Below are 14689 nucleotides of genomic sequence, written 5' to 3' on the forward strand. Positions count from 1 at the left end.
CGCCCACCCTGGCCAGCGCCCCGGTGCGGTTGAGCAGTTCAAGGCTGCGGGCAATCACACCTTCCGAACGCTTGCGGTTGGTGATCTCCCGAATCAGGCCGGTCCGACGGCGTGCCTGCAAGCCCCCGCCTTCGCCTTCGATCCAGCCGAGCAGATGGATCCAGCGTTCAGCGCCGGAATCAGTGATCACCCGGAACTCGGCATCAAGCGGCAATGCAGCCTGGACAGCTGCATCGCGCGCCGCTGCAAAAGCCTGGCGGTCACCGGGATGGATCAGCCGGAGCAGCCCCTCATAGGAAGCGTCAAGCAGCGAACTCTGCACACCGAGCACCTCATGGGCTTCATCGCACCACCACATCAGGTTGGTATCAAGGTCGATCTGCCAGTAGCCGATGCGTGCAAGCCGCTGCGCCACCTGCAGCCGGCGCTGGCTCTCGCGCAGGCGGGCGTCGTTGTCGGCTTGCTCGCGCTGAAGCCGGTCCAGCTCCGTGATGTCGCGAACAATGGTCGTGAACAGCTTGCCTTCGGGGGTATGCAGCACGGAGATCGAGGCGTCCAGGGGAAACTCCTCGCCACTGCGGCGCAGGCCATGGATGACCCTGGGCACTCCCATGCGTCGGGAAGTCACGCCGGAGTTGCCATATCGCTCGACGTTCTGCGCATGACCCGCGCGAAAACGCTGGGGCATCAGCTTTTCGAGGGGCTGCAGCAACACCTCTTGCCGCGACCAGCCGAATATATGCTCGGCCGCCAGGTTGTACATGACGATCCGCTGCTGCTCGTCCACGGTGATGATGGCGTCCATGGCGGATTCCAGCACGCCCGCCAAAAGGGCCGCCGACCCGCCGGGGTTGCTGCCGCCGGGGTTGAGGCTGTCGATGGAAGAAGGTCGCATGGCTCTTTCTGGAAACAGGTCACACGCGGCCCGGACCGGACCGCGTCTCATAGCCTACCACTCGCCCACTCATTCATATGCATGCATAGTGTCGGGTCGGCGATCCGCGCCGGACTTGAGCAGCGTCAACATCTGGTTGGATCCGGGCGGCGGCGGGACCCGGCGCGGTCTGCCCTGCCCCCCCATTGACAAGCCATACACTGCAAGGCATGAAAACTGCTGACATTGCCCCATTTTTTGCGACGCTGAAAGCCGCCAACCCGATGCCCGTGACCGAGCTCGAATACACCAGCGTGTTCGAGCTGCTGGTGGCCGTGCTGCTGAGCGCCCAGGCCACCGACGTGAGCGTGAACAAGGCCACGCGCAAGCTGTTCCCGGTGGCCAACACGCCGCAGAAAATTCTGGACCTGGGCCAGGAAGGGCTGGAGGGCTATATCAAGACCATCGGGCTGTACCGCAGCAAGGCCAAACACTTGATGGAGACCTGCCGCATGCTGGTGGCGCACCATGGCGGCCAGGTGCCGCGCAGCCGCGAGGCGCTGCAGGCCCTGCCCGGCGTCGGCCGCAAGACGGCCAACGTGGTGCTGAACTCCGCGTTTGGCGAGGCGACGATGGCGGTGGACACGCATATCTTCCGCCTGGGCAACCGCACCGGGCTGGCGCCGGGCAAGACGCCGCTGGAAGTGGAGCAAAAACTGCTCCAGCGCATTCCGCCCGAGTACCTGGTGGACGCGCACCACTGGCTGATCCTGCACGGGCGTTATGTGTGCCTGGCACGCAAGCCGCTGTGCTGGCAGTGCGCAGTAGCGCCGTACTGCGACTACACGCCGAAAACGCCGCAGCCGGGCTGAGACGGGCTTGCCATTGCGGGCGCTTCGGTTCCGGGATGACTGATCCGGAAGAATTACTCCTGTTTTGATAGCTGCTGGCGCTTATTCCTTCTGGGCTGGAAGCCGATTTGGCATCCAATCTCCATGAAAAACGCCGCCCAGGGGGGGGGCGGCGCTTGTCGGTTCACCGGGAGGCCCGGCGCGGCTCAGAACAGCATGTTGGGCAGGAACATGGTGATGGCCGGCACGTAGGTGATGATCATCAGGAACAGCAGCAGCACCAGTGTCCACGGCAGGGCCGCGCGCGCCACGCCCAGAATCGACATCTTGGTGATTCCCGCCGTGACAAACAGGTTCAGCCCCACCGGCGGCGTCACCATGCCTATCTCCAGGTTCACCACCATGATGATGCCCAGGTGAACGGGGTCTATGCCCAGCCGCGTGGCTATGGGAAACAGGATGGGCGCCATGATCAGGATGATGCCGGTGGGCTCCATGAACATGCCGGCGATCAACAGCAGGATGTTGACCACCACGAGGAACTGCCAGGCCGGCATGCCCCAGCCGATGATGGTTTCGGCAATGGTCTGTGGAATGCGTTCGGTCGTCAGCACATGCGCAAACAGCAGCGCATTGGCCACGATGAACATCAGCATGATGGTGACCTTGCCCGAATCCAGCAGCACCTTGGGCACCTGTTTCATGCCGATGTCGCGGTAGACGAACACGGCAATGAAAAAGGCGTAGATCGCGGCCACGGCCGCGGCTTCGGTCGGCGTGAAGATGCCGCCGTAGATGCCGCCCAGGATGATGACGATCAGCAGCAGGCCCCAGAGCGAGTCGCGGCCGGCCTTCAGGATCTCGCCCAGGGGCGCGCGCGGCTGGCGCGGCAGGTCGAGCATGCGGGCACGCACGTAGATGGCCAGCATGAGCATCAGGCCGAGCATGATGCCCGGTATGACGCCGGCCATGAAAAGCTTGCCGACCGAGGTCTCGGTGGCGGCGCCGTACACCACCATCACGATGGACGGCGGAATCAGGATGCCGAGTGTGCCGGCGTTGCAGATGACCCCGGCCGCAAAATTCTGCGGGTAGCCGGCCTTCACCATGCCGGCAATCACGATGGCCCCCACCGCAACCACCGTGGCGGGTGATGAGCCCGACACCGCCGCGAACAACATGCAGGCCAGCACCGACGCCATGGCCAGGCCGCCCCGAAAGTGCCCGATACAGGCGTTGGCAAACCGGATCATGCGGCGCGCCACACCTCCGGTCGTCATGAAGTTGCCGCCGAGAATGAAAAACGGAATGGCCAGCAAGGTGTAGAGCTCGGAGGTCTCGAAGAGCTTGAGCGTCAGCGAGGCCAGCGAGTCCTGGGCAAACACCAGGATGGTCAGGATGGACGACAGGCCAAGCGCCACCGCAATCGGCATGCCCAGCGTCATGAAGACCAGCAGCAAAATGAACAGGACAGCGATGGTCATGAACGCACCTCGCCGGTGGCCGGCTCTTCCTTGAGCTTGAGCGCGTCTTCGGCCTCGTCACCGAGCAGGTGGGCCTCCTGGCCGCTGGCCAGCCGCCACAACACCTGCGCAAAACGGAACGCCAGCAGCAGGAAACCCAGCGGCAGGATGATGCGCGGCATCCAGGTCTGGATGGGAATGTCCTGCATCAGGATGCCGACGCTGTAAATTTTGTATACATACTGGTAACTTCCGAAAGCAACGATCAGGGCGTATACGATGCACAGCGAGGCGGCGACCGACTCCACCACGCGGGCCGGGCGGTTGCCCAGCAGCTTGACCGCGGCATCGACGCCGATATGCGCGCCGACGCGCACACCGTAGGACATGCCCACAAAAATCAGCCACGCAAACATGACGCCGGTGAGCTCCAGCGCCCAGACAAAGCTGTAGTTGAAAACATAACGCGCAATCACCTGCATAAAGGTGACCAGCGTCATCGCCGCCATCAGGAAGGTGATCAGACCTTCCTCCAAATGTTCTAGCCAACGCATAGATGTACAAAGGGCCCGCCAGGCGGGCCCTTTCCTTGTGGTTACTTGTTGGACTTCAGGGCGCCGTCGATCAGGTCACGCCCGATGTCGCCTTCGAACTTCTTCCACACCGGCTCCATGGCCTTGCGCCAGGCTGCCACGTCGTCCTTGGACAGCTTCTGGATCTTGGCCTTGCCCGCCTCGGCAATCTTCTTGCGGTCGGCTTCGTTGATGTCCAGCGCCAGCTTGTTGGCATGGGCGGTGGCTTCGGTCATGGCTTCGGTCAGGCCCTTGCGCACATCGGCCGGCAGGCCCTCCCACCATTTGACATTGGTGACGACCATGTAGTCGATCACGCCGTGGTTGGTCTCGGCAATGGTCTTCTGCACTTCATGGAACTTCTGCGAGTAGATGTTCGACCAGGTGTTCTCCTGGCCATCAACCACGCCGGTCTGCAACGCCTGGTAAACCTCGGCGAACGCCATTTTCTGCGGGTTGGCACCAAGTGCGCGGAACTGCGCCTCGAGCACGTCGGACGCCTGGATGCGGAACTTCAGGCCCTTGACGTCATCGGGACGGACCAGCTTGTCCTTGTTGGTGGACAGCTGTTTCATGCCGTTGTGCCAGTAGCCCAGGCCGAGCAGGCCGCGGCCTTTCATGGCCTCCAGCAAAGCCTTGCCCTGTGGGCCGGACTGGAAACGGTCCACCGCCTCGATGTCGTCAAACAGGAAAGGCAGATCGAACACCTGGATCTTCTTGGTGTAGCGGTCGAACTTGGACAGTGACGGTGCAATGAATTGCACGTCGCCGAGCAGCAGCGCTTCGAGCTCCTTGGCATCACCGAACAGCTGCGAGCTCGGGAACACCTGCACCTGCACCTTACCCGGGAGTTTTTTCTCGGCGAGCTCCTTGAACTTCAGTGCACCCTGCCCTTTGGGTGTCTGCTCGGCCACCACATGGCTGAACTTGATCACGATGGGTGCCTGGGCCGATGCGGCGAACGGCAGCGCCAGCGCGCCGGCGGCAAGAGCCGTGGCAAGAAGGGTGCGGCGTAAACGATGGATTGTTTTCATGTTGTCTCCTGGTTAAAAAAAGGTGCGGATTGGGCATCCGTCTGAATGGAAATATAGGCTTGTCAGCGCCTGATCAATCTACGTACAAACCGATGCCTGGCATGGTGTTGCAGCAGCGTGGTTTAGTGTCTCCCGCCTGGGGAATGCCCCGTGCCGCCGCTCGGAGGTACAGCATGCATCTTGCGGCGGGTGGCTCCGGAAAACATTCGGACAAACCCTTCTCACGCATGGTGCGGCCCGCCCTGCCCATGATCGGCTCGGGCCAGCGTGCGCCGCGCGAGCAACAACACCGGTGTGTCCACCATGCGGCCGTCAAGGCTGACCACACCACCGCTGGCGGCCTTGCTGGCAGCGAGCACACGACGCGCCCAGTCGATCTCGGCCGGGCTGGGGCTGAACGCAGCATTGACCGCTGCCACCTGCGAGGGATGAATACACAGCTTGGCGCCGAAGCCGCCGCTGCGGCTGCGCAACACGTCGCGCGCCAGCTGCGCGGCATCCTGCAGGTCCGCCGTCACGCCGTCGATCGGCGAAGCGAGTTGCGCGCGGCGCGAAGCCAGCAGCAGCGCCAGCCGCACCGCTGTCAGCTCGGCTTCGTCGGGTCCGCAAGCCAGGCCGGCATCGGCCTGGAAGTCGAGGTTGCCAAAGGCCAACCGCAGCACCTGGGGACAACGCGCCAGTGTGTCGGCCGCATCAAGGCCAGCGACCGATTCAATCAGCGGCACCAGCACGCATGCAGGGCCCAGCACCGCCGCCACATGCGAGAGCTGAGCCGCATGTTCGGCCTTGGCCAGTACCACGCCGGCTACACCCAACCCAACCAGCCCGCCCAGCAGGTTCAGGTCATCGCCATGCCAGGGCGTGTTGCCCGCATTCACACGCACCAGCACGCGTGCGCGCCCGGCCGCGGCCAGGCCCGGCCAGGCCTGCGCCAGCAGTTGCCGCGCCTGCGCCTTCTCGCCAGGGGCGACCGCGTCCTCGAGGTCGATGATGACGGCGTCGGCGCCCGAGGCCAGCGCCTTGGCAAATCGCTCGGGCCGCGTGGCGGGCACGAACAGGAAGGAGCGGGCCAGCGCCAGCGGCTGGCCGGCGGACCCGCTCATGCCTTGCCCTCCAGCAGCAGGCCCACGCGCGGCCATGACGCGACCTGCCACAGGGCATCGACGGCTGCCTGCATCTCGCCCGGGGTGGCGCCGCCGCTGAAGGCGGCCAGGCGCAGGGCCTTGGCGGTAATCTCGTCGCGGCTCAGGGTGTTGCCCGGGTCGCCCTTGGGTTCGTCCACGCGGCCCTGCAGCACGCGGCCATCCAGCGTGGTGACGGTGACCTTGCCAATCCAGCGCTGCGGATAGGCGGCATCCACCTCGGCATCGAGCACCATCGTGACCCGGTCACGCAGGGCCGTGGTGGCGTCTTCGCGGAAATGTTGATCGAACTCGACCAGGCCGGCGTGGCCGAACCGCGCCACCAGCGCCAGCACCGTGCCCATGGAGAACTTGCTCTGGTGCACCGTGGCCGGGTTCACAACCGGACCCAGCACGTCGATGGCGCCCTGGTGCACATGGGTGACCACACTGGCGATGTCGGCCGGGGCCAGCTGATGGGCCTGCATGACCTGCAGCAGGGCGTCGGCCGCCGGGTGGGTGTGGCGGCAGGACGCGTGGTACTTGAACGAGGTCTCGGCCGTGGCCCAGCGCGTGCCCAAGCCGTCGATCAATTTGGCCGGATCGGCGTCGCTGGACATGCCGGCGGCCATGCCTTGCGGGCCTTCGAGAATCTGCGCCGCGCCGGTGAAACCCTCCTGCGCCAGGCAGGCCGACATCAGGCCGGCGGCGGCGGCGTGCGCGGTGTGCAGTTGCTTGGAGTCGGCGGCCGTGCGCAAAAACTCCCAGAGCCCGGCCGACTGCGTGCCGGCCGAACCGAAGGCGTGCTGCATCTGCGCCGCGCTCAGGCCCAGCAGGCTGCCTGCCGTGGCTGCCGCCGCCAGCGTGCCGGCGGTGCCGGTGGTGTGGAACACCTTGTAGTGCGAGCGGCCCAGAAACTCGCCGACCCGGATGCCGACCTCGTAACCGGCAACAGCGGCGGTGAGCATCTGCCTGCCGCTGCTGCCCAGCGTCTGCGCCATCGCCAGCGCCACCGGAAACACCACCGTGGCGGGGTGGAACACCGAGCCGTTGTGCACGTCGTCCTGCTCGGCGACATGCGAGGCGGCCGCGTTAGCCATGGCGGCAAAGTAGGCGCTGGTCCGGCTGCGGTTGATCAGCACTTCGGCCACGCCGCCCGCCGGCCCCATGCTGGCGGCGAAACGCGTGATGGTCTCGACCGGGCGCGCGCCCTTGCCTGCAATCGCCGAGCCGAACCAGTCGACCAGCAGGTCTTCCGCCTTGCGCACGACGGATGCGGGAATGGCCTCGAAGCTCAGGCCAGCGGCGAAGGCGGCGAGTTGGGCGGTGGGGGTGTTGCTCATGGTGAATCCGTATCTTTAAATAAAATCAGGCGCCAGCCCTTGTTGAACCTGCGCCGACAGCTATCAATTAAATAGCATCCGTCTGCTGCAGCGCGGCAATGGCGTCATCGCCCTGCCCCAGTTCCCGCAGGATGGCGCGGGTGTGCTGGCCGACGGCGGGGATGGGGTCCATGCGGTAGTCAAAGCTGCTGATGCGGCCCGGCGGCAGCAGCGCGGGAATCTCACCCACCGGCGAAGCCACCTGGCGCCAGCGGTCCCGCGCCTTGAGCTGCGGATGCGCCCAGAGCTCGGCCATGCTGTTCATGCGGGCGTTGGCAATCTGCGCCTCGTCGAGCCGGGTGGTCACCTCGGCGGTGCTCATGCCGGCAAACGCGGTGAGGATGATGGCCTTGAGCGCCTCGCGGTGTTCGTTGCGCCGCGCGTTGCTGTCAAACCGCGCATCGGTCGCCAGCCCGGGCTGCTGCAACACGAGCTTGCAGAAAATCACCCATTCGCGTTCATTCTGCAGCCCGAGCATGACGGTGCCGCCGTCACCGGCCGCAAACGGGCCGTAGGGATAAATCGTCGCGTGGGATGCCGCGCTGCGCGGCGGCGGCGTGGCACCACCGTAGGCGTAATACATGGGGTAGCCCATCCACTCGGCCAGCGACTCGAGCATGGACACGTCGATGTGCGAGCCCTGGCCGGTCTTGCCGCGTTGCAGCAGCGCGGCCAGGATGCTGCTGTAGGCATACATGCCGGCGGCAATGTCGGCCACCGAGTTGCCCGCCTTGCAGGGCTCGTCGGGCGTGCCGGTCACCGACAGGAAACCGGCCTCGCTCTGGATCAGCAGATCGTAGGCTTTCTTGTCGCGGTAGGGGCCGTCGTCGCCATAACCCGAAATGTCGCAGACGATCAGTTTCGGGTTGGCCGCATGCAGCTCCTCAAAACCCAGGCCCATGCGCGCGGCCGCACCCGGCGCGAGGTTTTGCACCAGCACGTCGGCGGTTTCCAGCAGTTGACTGAGCACGGCCAGTGCACCGGCTTGCTTCAAGTCCAGCGTCAGACTCTCCTTGGAGCGATTCACCCAGACAAAGTGCGAAGCCATGCCGTCGACCCGCTGGTCGTAAGCGCGCGCAAAGTCGCCGACGCCGGGACGTTCGACCTTGATCACGCGGGCGCCGAGGTCGGCGAGCTGGCGGGTGCAGAACGGCGCGGCGATCGCGTGTTCGAGGGAGATGACGGTGATGCCGTCGAGAGGTCTTGTTTGTTGAGTCATGGGTGTCCCCTCGAACCCCGGCTCGTTACAGCCGCGGCATTGATTTTGAAAGCATTCGGTTTGCGAGGCATGCCGGGGGTTGCCCGGCGGCAAGTAACTTTCTTTTGCGTCGCCAAAAGAAAGTCACCAAAGAAAAGGCGACCCGATGGTCCGGGTCCCCTGCGCTGCGCTGCGGGGCAACCTGCGGTGCTCGCCGAAAACGGGGTCGAGCTCGAACTCGCTACGCTCAGACAATCGCTCGCCCTGATCCGTTTTCGGCTGCGCTCCTCGGCCCGGCCCGACGGGTGGGGGAAGAAAAATCCAATGCTGGTACGGGGAGGCGAGCCCGCTCCCGATCCCACCTCCCTTCTGGCTGCGCCGAGGAGCGGAGGTCCAGACGGATCAGGATGGGCGATTGTCTGAGCCGAAGGCGAGTTCGAGCCCGGCCCCGGCTGGACCGAGCACCGCAGGTTGCCCCCGTAGCGCAAGCGAAGGGGGACGCAGACAGCAGGGTCGCCTTTTCTTTTGCTTACTTTTCTTTTGGCGACGCAAAAGAAAAGTGAGTTGCCGCCGGGCAACCCCCGGCCTGTTGGCACACCCCCAACGCAGGACGGAAAGACGGCTTCGACAAGCTCCGCCCGAACGGTGATTGAACGCAGACTTGGCAGAGCCTCGCCCGACGGGGCGAGACCCGCCTTGCTGGCGAACAACGACGCTGGAGAAGACTTCATGACTGCAGTCCGGCAGTTCAGAACGACCTCGGCAACCCAAGCAAATGCTCCGCCACATACGAATAAATCAAATTCGTGGAAATCGGTGCCACCTGGTACAGCCGCGTCTCGCGAAATTTGCGTTCCACGTCGTATTCATTGGCAAACCCAAAGCCGCCATGCGTCTGCAGGCACACATTGGCCGCTTCCCACGACGCTTTCGCGGCCAGGTACTTGGCCATGTTGGCTTCGGCGCCGCAGGGCTTGCCGGCGTCGAACAGCTCACAGGCCTTGAAGCGCATCAGGTTGGCGGCTTCGGTCTCGATGTAGGCGTCGGCAATCGGGAACTGCACGCCCTGGTTCTGGCCGATGGGGCGGTTGAAGACCACGCGTTCGCTCGCGTAGTTGCGCGCCTTGTCGACAAACCAGTAGGCGTCGCCAATACATTCGGCGGCAATCAGCGTGCGTTCGGCGTTCAGGCCGTCGAGGATGTACTTGAAGCCCTTGCCTTCCTCGCCGATCAGGTTTTCCGCGGGAATTTCCAGGTTGTCGAAAAAGACTTCGTTGGTCTCGTGGTTGACCATGTTGGCAATCGGCTGCACCGCCATGCCATTCCCAATCGCGTCCTTCAGGTTGACGATGAAGATGGACATGCCTTCGGATTTTTTCTTCACCTCGGCCAGCGGCGTGGTGCGGGCCAGCAGGATCATGAGGTCGGAGTGCTGGATGCGCGAGATCCAGACCTTCTGGCCGTTGACGACGTACTTGTCGCCCTTCTTCACCGCGGTGGTCTTGAGCTGCGTGGTGTCGGTGCCTGTCGTCGGCTCGGTCACGGCCATGGACTGCAGGCGCAGCTCGCCGCTGGCGATTCGGGGCAGGTAGAGCTTTTTCTGTGCGTCCGAGCCGTGGCGCAGCAAGGTGCCCATGTTGTACATCTGGCCGTGGCAGGCGCCGGCGTTGCCGCCGGCGAAGTTGATCTCTTCCATGATCACCGAGGCTTCCGCCAGGCCCAGGCCCGAGCCGCCGTATTCCGCCGGAATCAGCGCCGCCAGCCAGCCGGCTTCGGTCAGGGCGTTGACAAAGGTTTCTGGGTAGCCGCGCTCGTGGTCCACCTTCTGCCAGTAGGCGGAGTCAAACGAGGCCAGCATGCCGCGCAGGGCCTCGCGCATGTCCTGATAGGCATCGGGAGTCGGGATTTGTGTTTTCATGAATCTTTCTGATCAGTTTCAATTTCGGCGAGGTGCTTAACCCACACGCCGTTCGGCCTGAGCCTGTCGAAGGCGAGTAGCTGCCGGGCTGCTGCGTTTCGACAAACTCAACGCGAACGGTGTGCGGCCAGTTGTTCTCAGTTCAGACCAGCGTCGCCGTGGCCTGCATGGTGAGCCAGCCTTCGTGGTCTTCGGTCCAGAGCTGCACGGTCTTGCCGTCCGCTGAGGGTGTGCCATGGATCCTGAAGGGCGCGGTGTCAAACACCGGCCGCACCGCGCGGAACTGGAAACCGAGCAGTCGGACGCCGGGCCTGTGCTTGCGCACCAGTTCCGTTAGCAGCGTGGCGATCAGCGGGCCATGCACGATGAGGCCGGGGTAACCCTCGACCTCGGTGACGTAGCGCCGGTCGTAGTGGATGCGGTGGCCGTTGAAGGTCAACGCCGAATAGCGGAACAGCAGCACGTCGTCGGGTGTGACGGTTTCCGTCCAGGCCGCCTCTTTGGCGGCCAGCTGGGGCGGCGGCACCGGATCACCGGGCTGCGGGTTGGCGCGGTAAACAATGTCATGTTCTTCGCTGAGGGTCAGGCCCTGCGCGTTGTGGATCTCGTGGCGGACCAGCACAAACACCAGGTCACCGGTGCGCCCGGCTTTGTGGGTGACCGACTCGATGCGCGAAAGGCGTTTGACCGCATCGCCGACCTGCAGCACCTGCTGGTGCCACTGCAGCCGACCGCCGGCCCACATGCGGCGCGGCAAGGGCACGGGCGGCAGGAAGCCGCCGCGTCGGGCGTGCCCGTCGGGCCCAATCTCGGAGCGGCGTGGCTGCGGCAAAAAGTACAGCCAGTGCCACAGCGGCGGCACGGCCGTGCCGGCCACGGGCGGCGGGTCCTCGCGGTCCAGCGTGGCGGAGAGTCCGCGCAGCGGCGCGGCGTTGATGTCGTCCACCAGGGTTTCGGTGCGGCCGACCCAGCTTTGCAGGTGGGCCAAGGTGGCGGCGTCTATCGTGCGAATGTCAGGCGTCATGGATGGAGATGGTGGCGCAGGACGGACCACAAAGCAATCAGCCATTTCAACAGCCAGCCTTCGTTAAATCCGAAGCCTTGGAGTCCCTCCTGAGCCCCTGGCTATGCCGTTTCTCATGGGAGACGGCTTGCTGCAAGGCTTCGCCCAAACGAAAGGCTTGACGAACTTGCGGTAGCATGCTGCCATGCAATTCGACCTGACGGACCTGCGGCTTTTTGTGGCGACTGCCGACGAGGGCAACATGACCCGCGCTGCCGGGCGCCAGCACCTCTCGCTTGCGGCGGCCAGCGCGCGCATCAAGTCGCTCGAGGCCCAGTCGGGCCTGAGCCTGCTCTACCGCGAGGCACGCGGTGTGCGACTGACGCCACCCGGTGAAGCCTTCCTGTTCCACGCGCGCGGGGTGCTGCGGCAAGCCGAGCAGTTGCGGGCCGACCTGCAGGAATACGGCGGTGGCCTGCGCGGGCATTTGCGCGTGTTTGCCAACACCACCGCGGTCACGGACTTCCTGCCGGAGATCCTGCCGGGCTTTCTGGCGGACAACCCGAAGATCAACATCGACCTGCAGGAAAAACCCAATCCCGAGATTGCGCGCGGCGTGCTTGACGGCCGCGCCGACATGGGCATCGTGGCCGGCCAGGTGGACACGCTGGGGCTGGAAGCGATTCACTTCAGCACCGACCGGCTGGTGCTGGCCACGGCCAGAAACCACCGCTTTGCGCGCCGTAAAAAGATTGCTTTCGCCGAAACGCTGGACGAGGACGCGGTGGGCATGCAGTCGGGCAGCACCTTGCAGACTTTTCTGGCGCAGGTGGTCGAGCGCCTGGGCAAGCCGCTGAAACTGCGCATCCAGCTCTCGAGCTTTGACGCCATGTGCCGCATGATAGGTGCGGGCGTAGGCGTCGGCATCGTGCCCGAATCGGCCGCGCGGCGCAACCAGGAGGCCATGGGCATCGCGCTGGTGGAGCTGCTGGAGCCCTGGAGCGTGCGCGAGCGTTACATCCTGGTGCGCAACCGCGAGGCCCTGCCCCGCTACGCCGAATCGCTGATCGCCACGCTGTGCGCGCACTATCGCGATGGCGCCTGAGAAATTTTGCTAGGAACCCTTCCAGACCGGGCTTCTTTTCGCCACAAACGCCGACACACCCTCGCGAAAATCGTCGCTGCCGTAACAGCGGCGGATCAGGTCTTCGTCGGACGGCAGCGCATGGTTGACCAGCCGGCGCAGGCCTTCCTTGCTGACACGCTGGGTCACGGGCGCCAGCGCAGCCAGGCGTTCGCACAGGCTCTCCAGCACCGCGTCGATCTCTCCGGCCTCGCTGATCTGCGTGAGAAAACCGCAAGCCAGCGCTTCGTCGGCCGTCACGATGTCGGCCAGCATCAGCATGCGTTTGACGCGGGGAATGCCGAACACGGCGCTGAGCCGCGCCAGATTCGCCACCGAGAGGCAGTTGCCCAGGGTTCGGGCAATCGGCACGCCGAACTTTGAGCCTGGTGTGGCGATGCGGAAATCGCAGGCCGTCGCGATCGCCAGGCCGCCACCTATGGTCCAGCCTTCAATGGCGGCGATCGTCGGCATGGGCAGCGACTCCAGCCGGGCGATGCATTCGTCGATCTGCTGCTCGTAGGCGACCCCGTCCTCCCCGCTGCGGAAGGTGGTGAACTGCTCGATGTCGGTGCCGGCCACAAAAGCCTGGCCGCCGGCGCCGCGGAAGGTCACCACGCGCACCGAGGTCTCGGCTGCCAGCAGATCGCAGATCTGGTTGAGCCGTTCGTACATGGCCCAGGTCATGGCATTGCGTGCCGCGGGGCGGTCAAACACCACCGAGGCCACGCCCCCGCTGATGCTGAGGTGGACGGCGCCTTCACTCATGCTGCAAAAGCCCCCTGCTCGCCGAGCCGGACCTGCGCCTCGGCGTCGATGCCCAGTTCCGCCAGCACCTCGGCCGTGTGTTCGCCCAGGCGCGGCGGATGGCGGCGCACCTGCTGCGGTGTGCCGGACATCTTGACGGCAAAGCCGATGTTGGGCACCTTGCCCTCCATCGGATGGTCGATCTCCATGCGCATCTCGCGCGCCTTGGCATGGTCGCTGTCAAAGGCTTCGGGATAGGTCAGGATGGGGCCGGCGGGAATGCCGGCTTCCAGGAAAGTGGACACCCAGTAGTCCTTGGGCTGGAGACGGAAGGTTTTCTCCAGCTCCACCTCCAGCGCGTGCCGGTTGGCCAGGCGCAGCGAGATGGTGGAAAAACGCTCGTCGGCCAGCAGCTCTTCACGGCCCATCAGCTTGCACAACTGCAGCCAGAGCTTCTGGTTGTTGGCGCCCATCACGAAGTAGCCGTCCGAACAGGCCATCGCCTGATACGGCGCGGTCATCTTGTTCGAGGTGCCCAGCGGTTCGGGCTCCTTGCCCGTGCCCCAGTAATCGCAGATGTCCCAGACCGAGAAAGCCAGCGCCGAGTCGAACAGCGAGGCGTCCACATGCTGGCCCTGACCGCTGGCCTTGGCGCCGATGTAGGCGGAGAGGGTGGCATACACCGCGAACAGCGCGCAGCCGATGTCGGCCACCGGCACACCGGCCTTCACCGGCGGACCCCCCGGGTAACCGGTGACACTCATCACGCCCGACATGGCCTGCGCCATCAGGTCGAACCCCGGCCGGTCGGACCAGGGGCCGGTCTGGCCGAAGCCCGAGATGCTGGTGTAGACCAGGCGCGGGTTGACCTCCTTGAGCACCTCGTAGCCCAGGCCCAGCCGCTTCATCGCGCCGGGGCGGTAGTTCTCCAGCAGGATGTCGGCCTCCTTCGCCAGCTCTAGCAACACCTTGCGGCCCGCCTCGGACTTGAGGTTGAGCGCGACACTGCGCTTGTTGCGGTTCATGTTCAGGAAGCCCAGTGAATCGGGGCCCTTCATCTTGAAGCCCATGGCGCCGCGTGTCTGGTCGCCGCTGCCCGGCGGTTCGATCTTGATCACGTCAGCCCCCATGTCCGCCAGCAGCATGCAGGCGTAGGGGCCGGCCATCACCTGGCTGATGTCCAGCACGCGGACACCGGCCAGCGGCAGCGGCCGCGCCGCCTTGTTCGCCTGTTCGTTGATTGACGCTTCTTTCACTCAGTAGTCCTTGTTGATGGCTGTTGCGCGGCTCGCGAAAAGGGAATACCTCCCCTCGGGATGGGAGGGGCAATGGAAATGCCGGCAGGCGGGCCGGCAGGAGAGCAAGGCGCGCGGGACGCTCAGCGCGCCCCGCCGCCCCCTACA

General features: G+C 64.9%; 13 protein-coding genes. 2 read left to right on the forward strand and 11 right to left on the reverse strand.

The genetic code is table 11. The features are described 5' to 3' along the window. On the reverse strand, positions 1–895 hold an 895-nt coding region (locus B7G53_RS14770; protein ID WP_141396349.1), incomplete at its 3' end, for a PAS domain-containing protein. Positions 896–1104: 209 nt separating this feature from the next. Between B7G53_RS14770 and nth the strand changes: the two genes are divergently transcribed. Then, positions 1105–1746, forward strand: a complete 642-nt coding sequence (gene nth / locus B7G53_RS14775; protein WP_096669004.1) for an endonuclease III — start codon at positions 1105–1107, stop codon at positions 1744–1746. A gap of 185 nt (positions 1747–1931) precedes the next feature. On the opposite strand, the gene B7G53_RS14780 is transcribed toward nth, so the two are convergent. From B7G53_RS14780 to B7G53_RS14815, 8 genes are all read right to left on the reverse strand, one after another. Then, positions 1932–3209, reverse strand: a complete 1278-nt coding sequence (locus B7G53_RS14780) for a TRAP transporter large permease (RefSeq protein ID WP_096669006.1) — start codon at positions 3207–3209, stop codon at positions 1932–1934. Next, complete coding sequence (locus B7G53_RS14785) at positions 3206–3742, reverse strand: TRAP transporter small permease (protein ID WP_096669008.1); 537 nt, start codon at positions 3740–3742, stop codon at positions 3206–3208. Before B7G53_RS14785 ends, B7G53_RS14780 begins: the two co-directional genes overlap by 4 nt. Before the next feature lie 41 nt (positions 3743–3783). Then, a complete protein-coding gene (locus B7G53_RS14790) occupies positions 3784–4794 on the reverse strand; it encodes a TRAP transporter substrate-binding protein (protein WP_096669010.1) in 1011 nt (336 codons plus the stop codon). Between the two features lie 221 nt (positions 4795–5015). Beyond that, positions 5016–5897: an HpcH/HpaI aldolase/citrate lyase family protein gene (locus B7G53_RS14795; protein ID WP_096669012.1), complete on the reverse strand. Its 882-nt coding sequence runs from the start codon at positions 5895–5897 to the stop codon at positions 5016–5018. After that, positions 5894–7258, reverse strand: a complete 1365-nt coding sequence (locus tag B7G53_RS14800; protein WP_096669014.1) for an MmgE/PrpD family protein — start codon at positions 7256–7258, stop codon at positions 5894–5896. Before B7G53_RS14800 ends, B7G53_RS14795 begins: the two co-directional genes overlap by 4 nt. Positions 7259–7325: 67 nt before the next feature. Next, a complete protein-coding gene (locus tag B7G53_RS14805; protein ID WP_096669016.1) occupies positions 7326–8516 on the reverse strand; it encodes a CaiB/BaiF CoA transferase family protein in 1191 nt (396 codons plus the stop codon). Positions 8517–9243: 727 nt separating this feature from the next. Continuing rightward, positions 9244–10413, reverse strand: a complete 1170-nt coding sequence (locus tag B7G53_RS14810; protein ID WP_096669018.1) for an acyl-CoA dehydrogenase family protein — start codon at positions 10411–10413, stop codon at positions 9244–9246. Between the two features lie 142 nt (positions 10414–10555). Further along, positions 10556–11437 carry an FAS1-like dehydratase domain-containing protein gene (locus B7G53_RS14815; protein WP_096669020.1) on the reverse strand — a complete coding sequence of 294 codons (882 nt, stop codon included), beginning with the start codon at positions 11435–11437 and terminating at the stop codon, positions 10556–10558. A gap of 184 nt (positions 11438–11621) precedes the next feature. Between B7G53_RS14815 and B7G53_RS14820 the strand changes: the two genes are divergently transcribed. After that, positions 11622–12521 carry a LysR family transcriptional regulator gene (locus B7G53_RS14820; RefSeq protein ID WP_096669022.1) on the forward strand — a complete coding sequence of 300 codons (900 nt, stop codon included), beginning with the start codon at positions 11622–11624 and terminating at the stop codon, positions 12519–12521. A gap of 9 nt (positions 12522–12530) precedes the next feature. Here the strand turns inward: B7G53_RS14820 and B7G53_RS14825 are convergent, their stop codons facing one another. Then, complete coding sequence (locus B7G53_RS14825) at positions 12531–13307, reverse strand: enoyl-CoA hydratase/isomerase family protein (RefSeq protein ID WP_096669024.1); 777 nt, start codon at positions 13305–13307, stop codon at positions 12531–12533. After that, positions 13304–14542 (reverse strand): CaiB/BaiF CoA transferase family protein, encoded by a 1239-nt coding sequence (locus B7G53_RS14830; protein ID WP_096669027.1) that lies wholly within the window; start codon positions 14540–14542, stop codon positions 13304–13306. Before B7G53_RS14830 ends, B7G53_RS14825 begins: the two co-directional genes overlap by 4 nt. Between the last annotated feature and the right edge of the window lie 147 nt (positions 14543–14689).

The organism is Polaromonas sp. AET17H-212 (genome assembly GCF_002379085.1).
Taxonomy (GTDB): domain Bacteria; phylum Pseudomonadota; class Gammaproteobacteria; order Burkholderiales; family Burkholderiaceae_C; genus Polaromonas.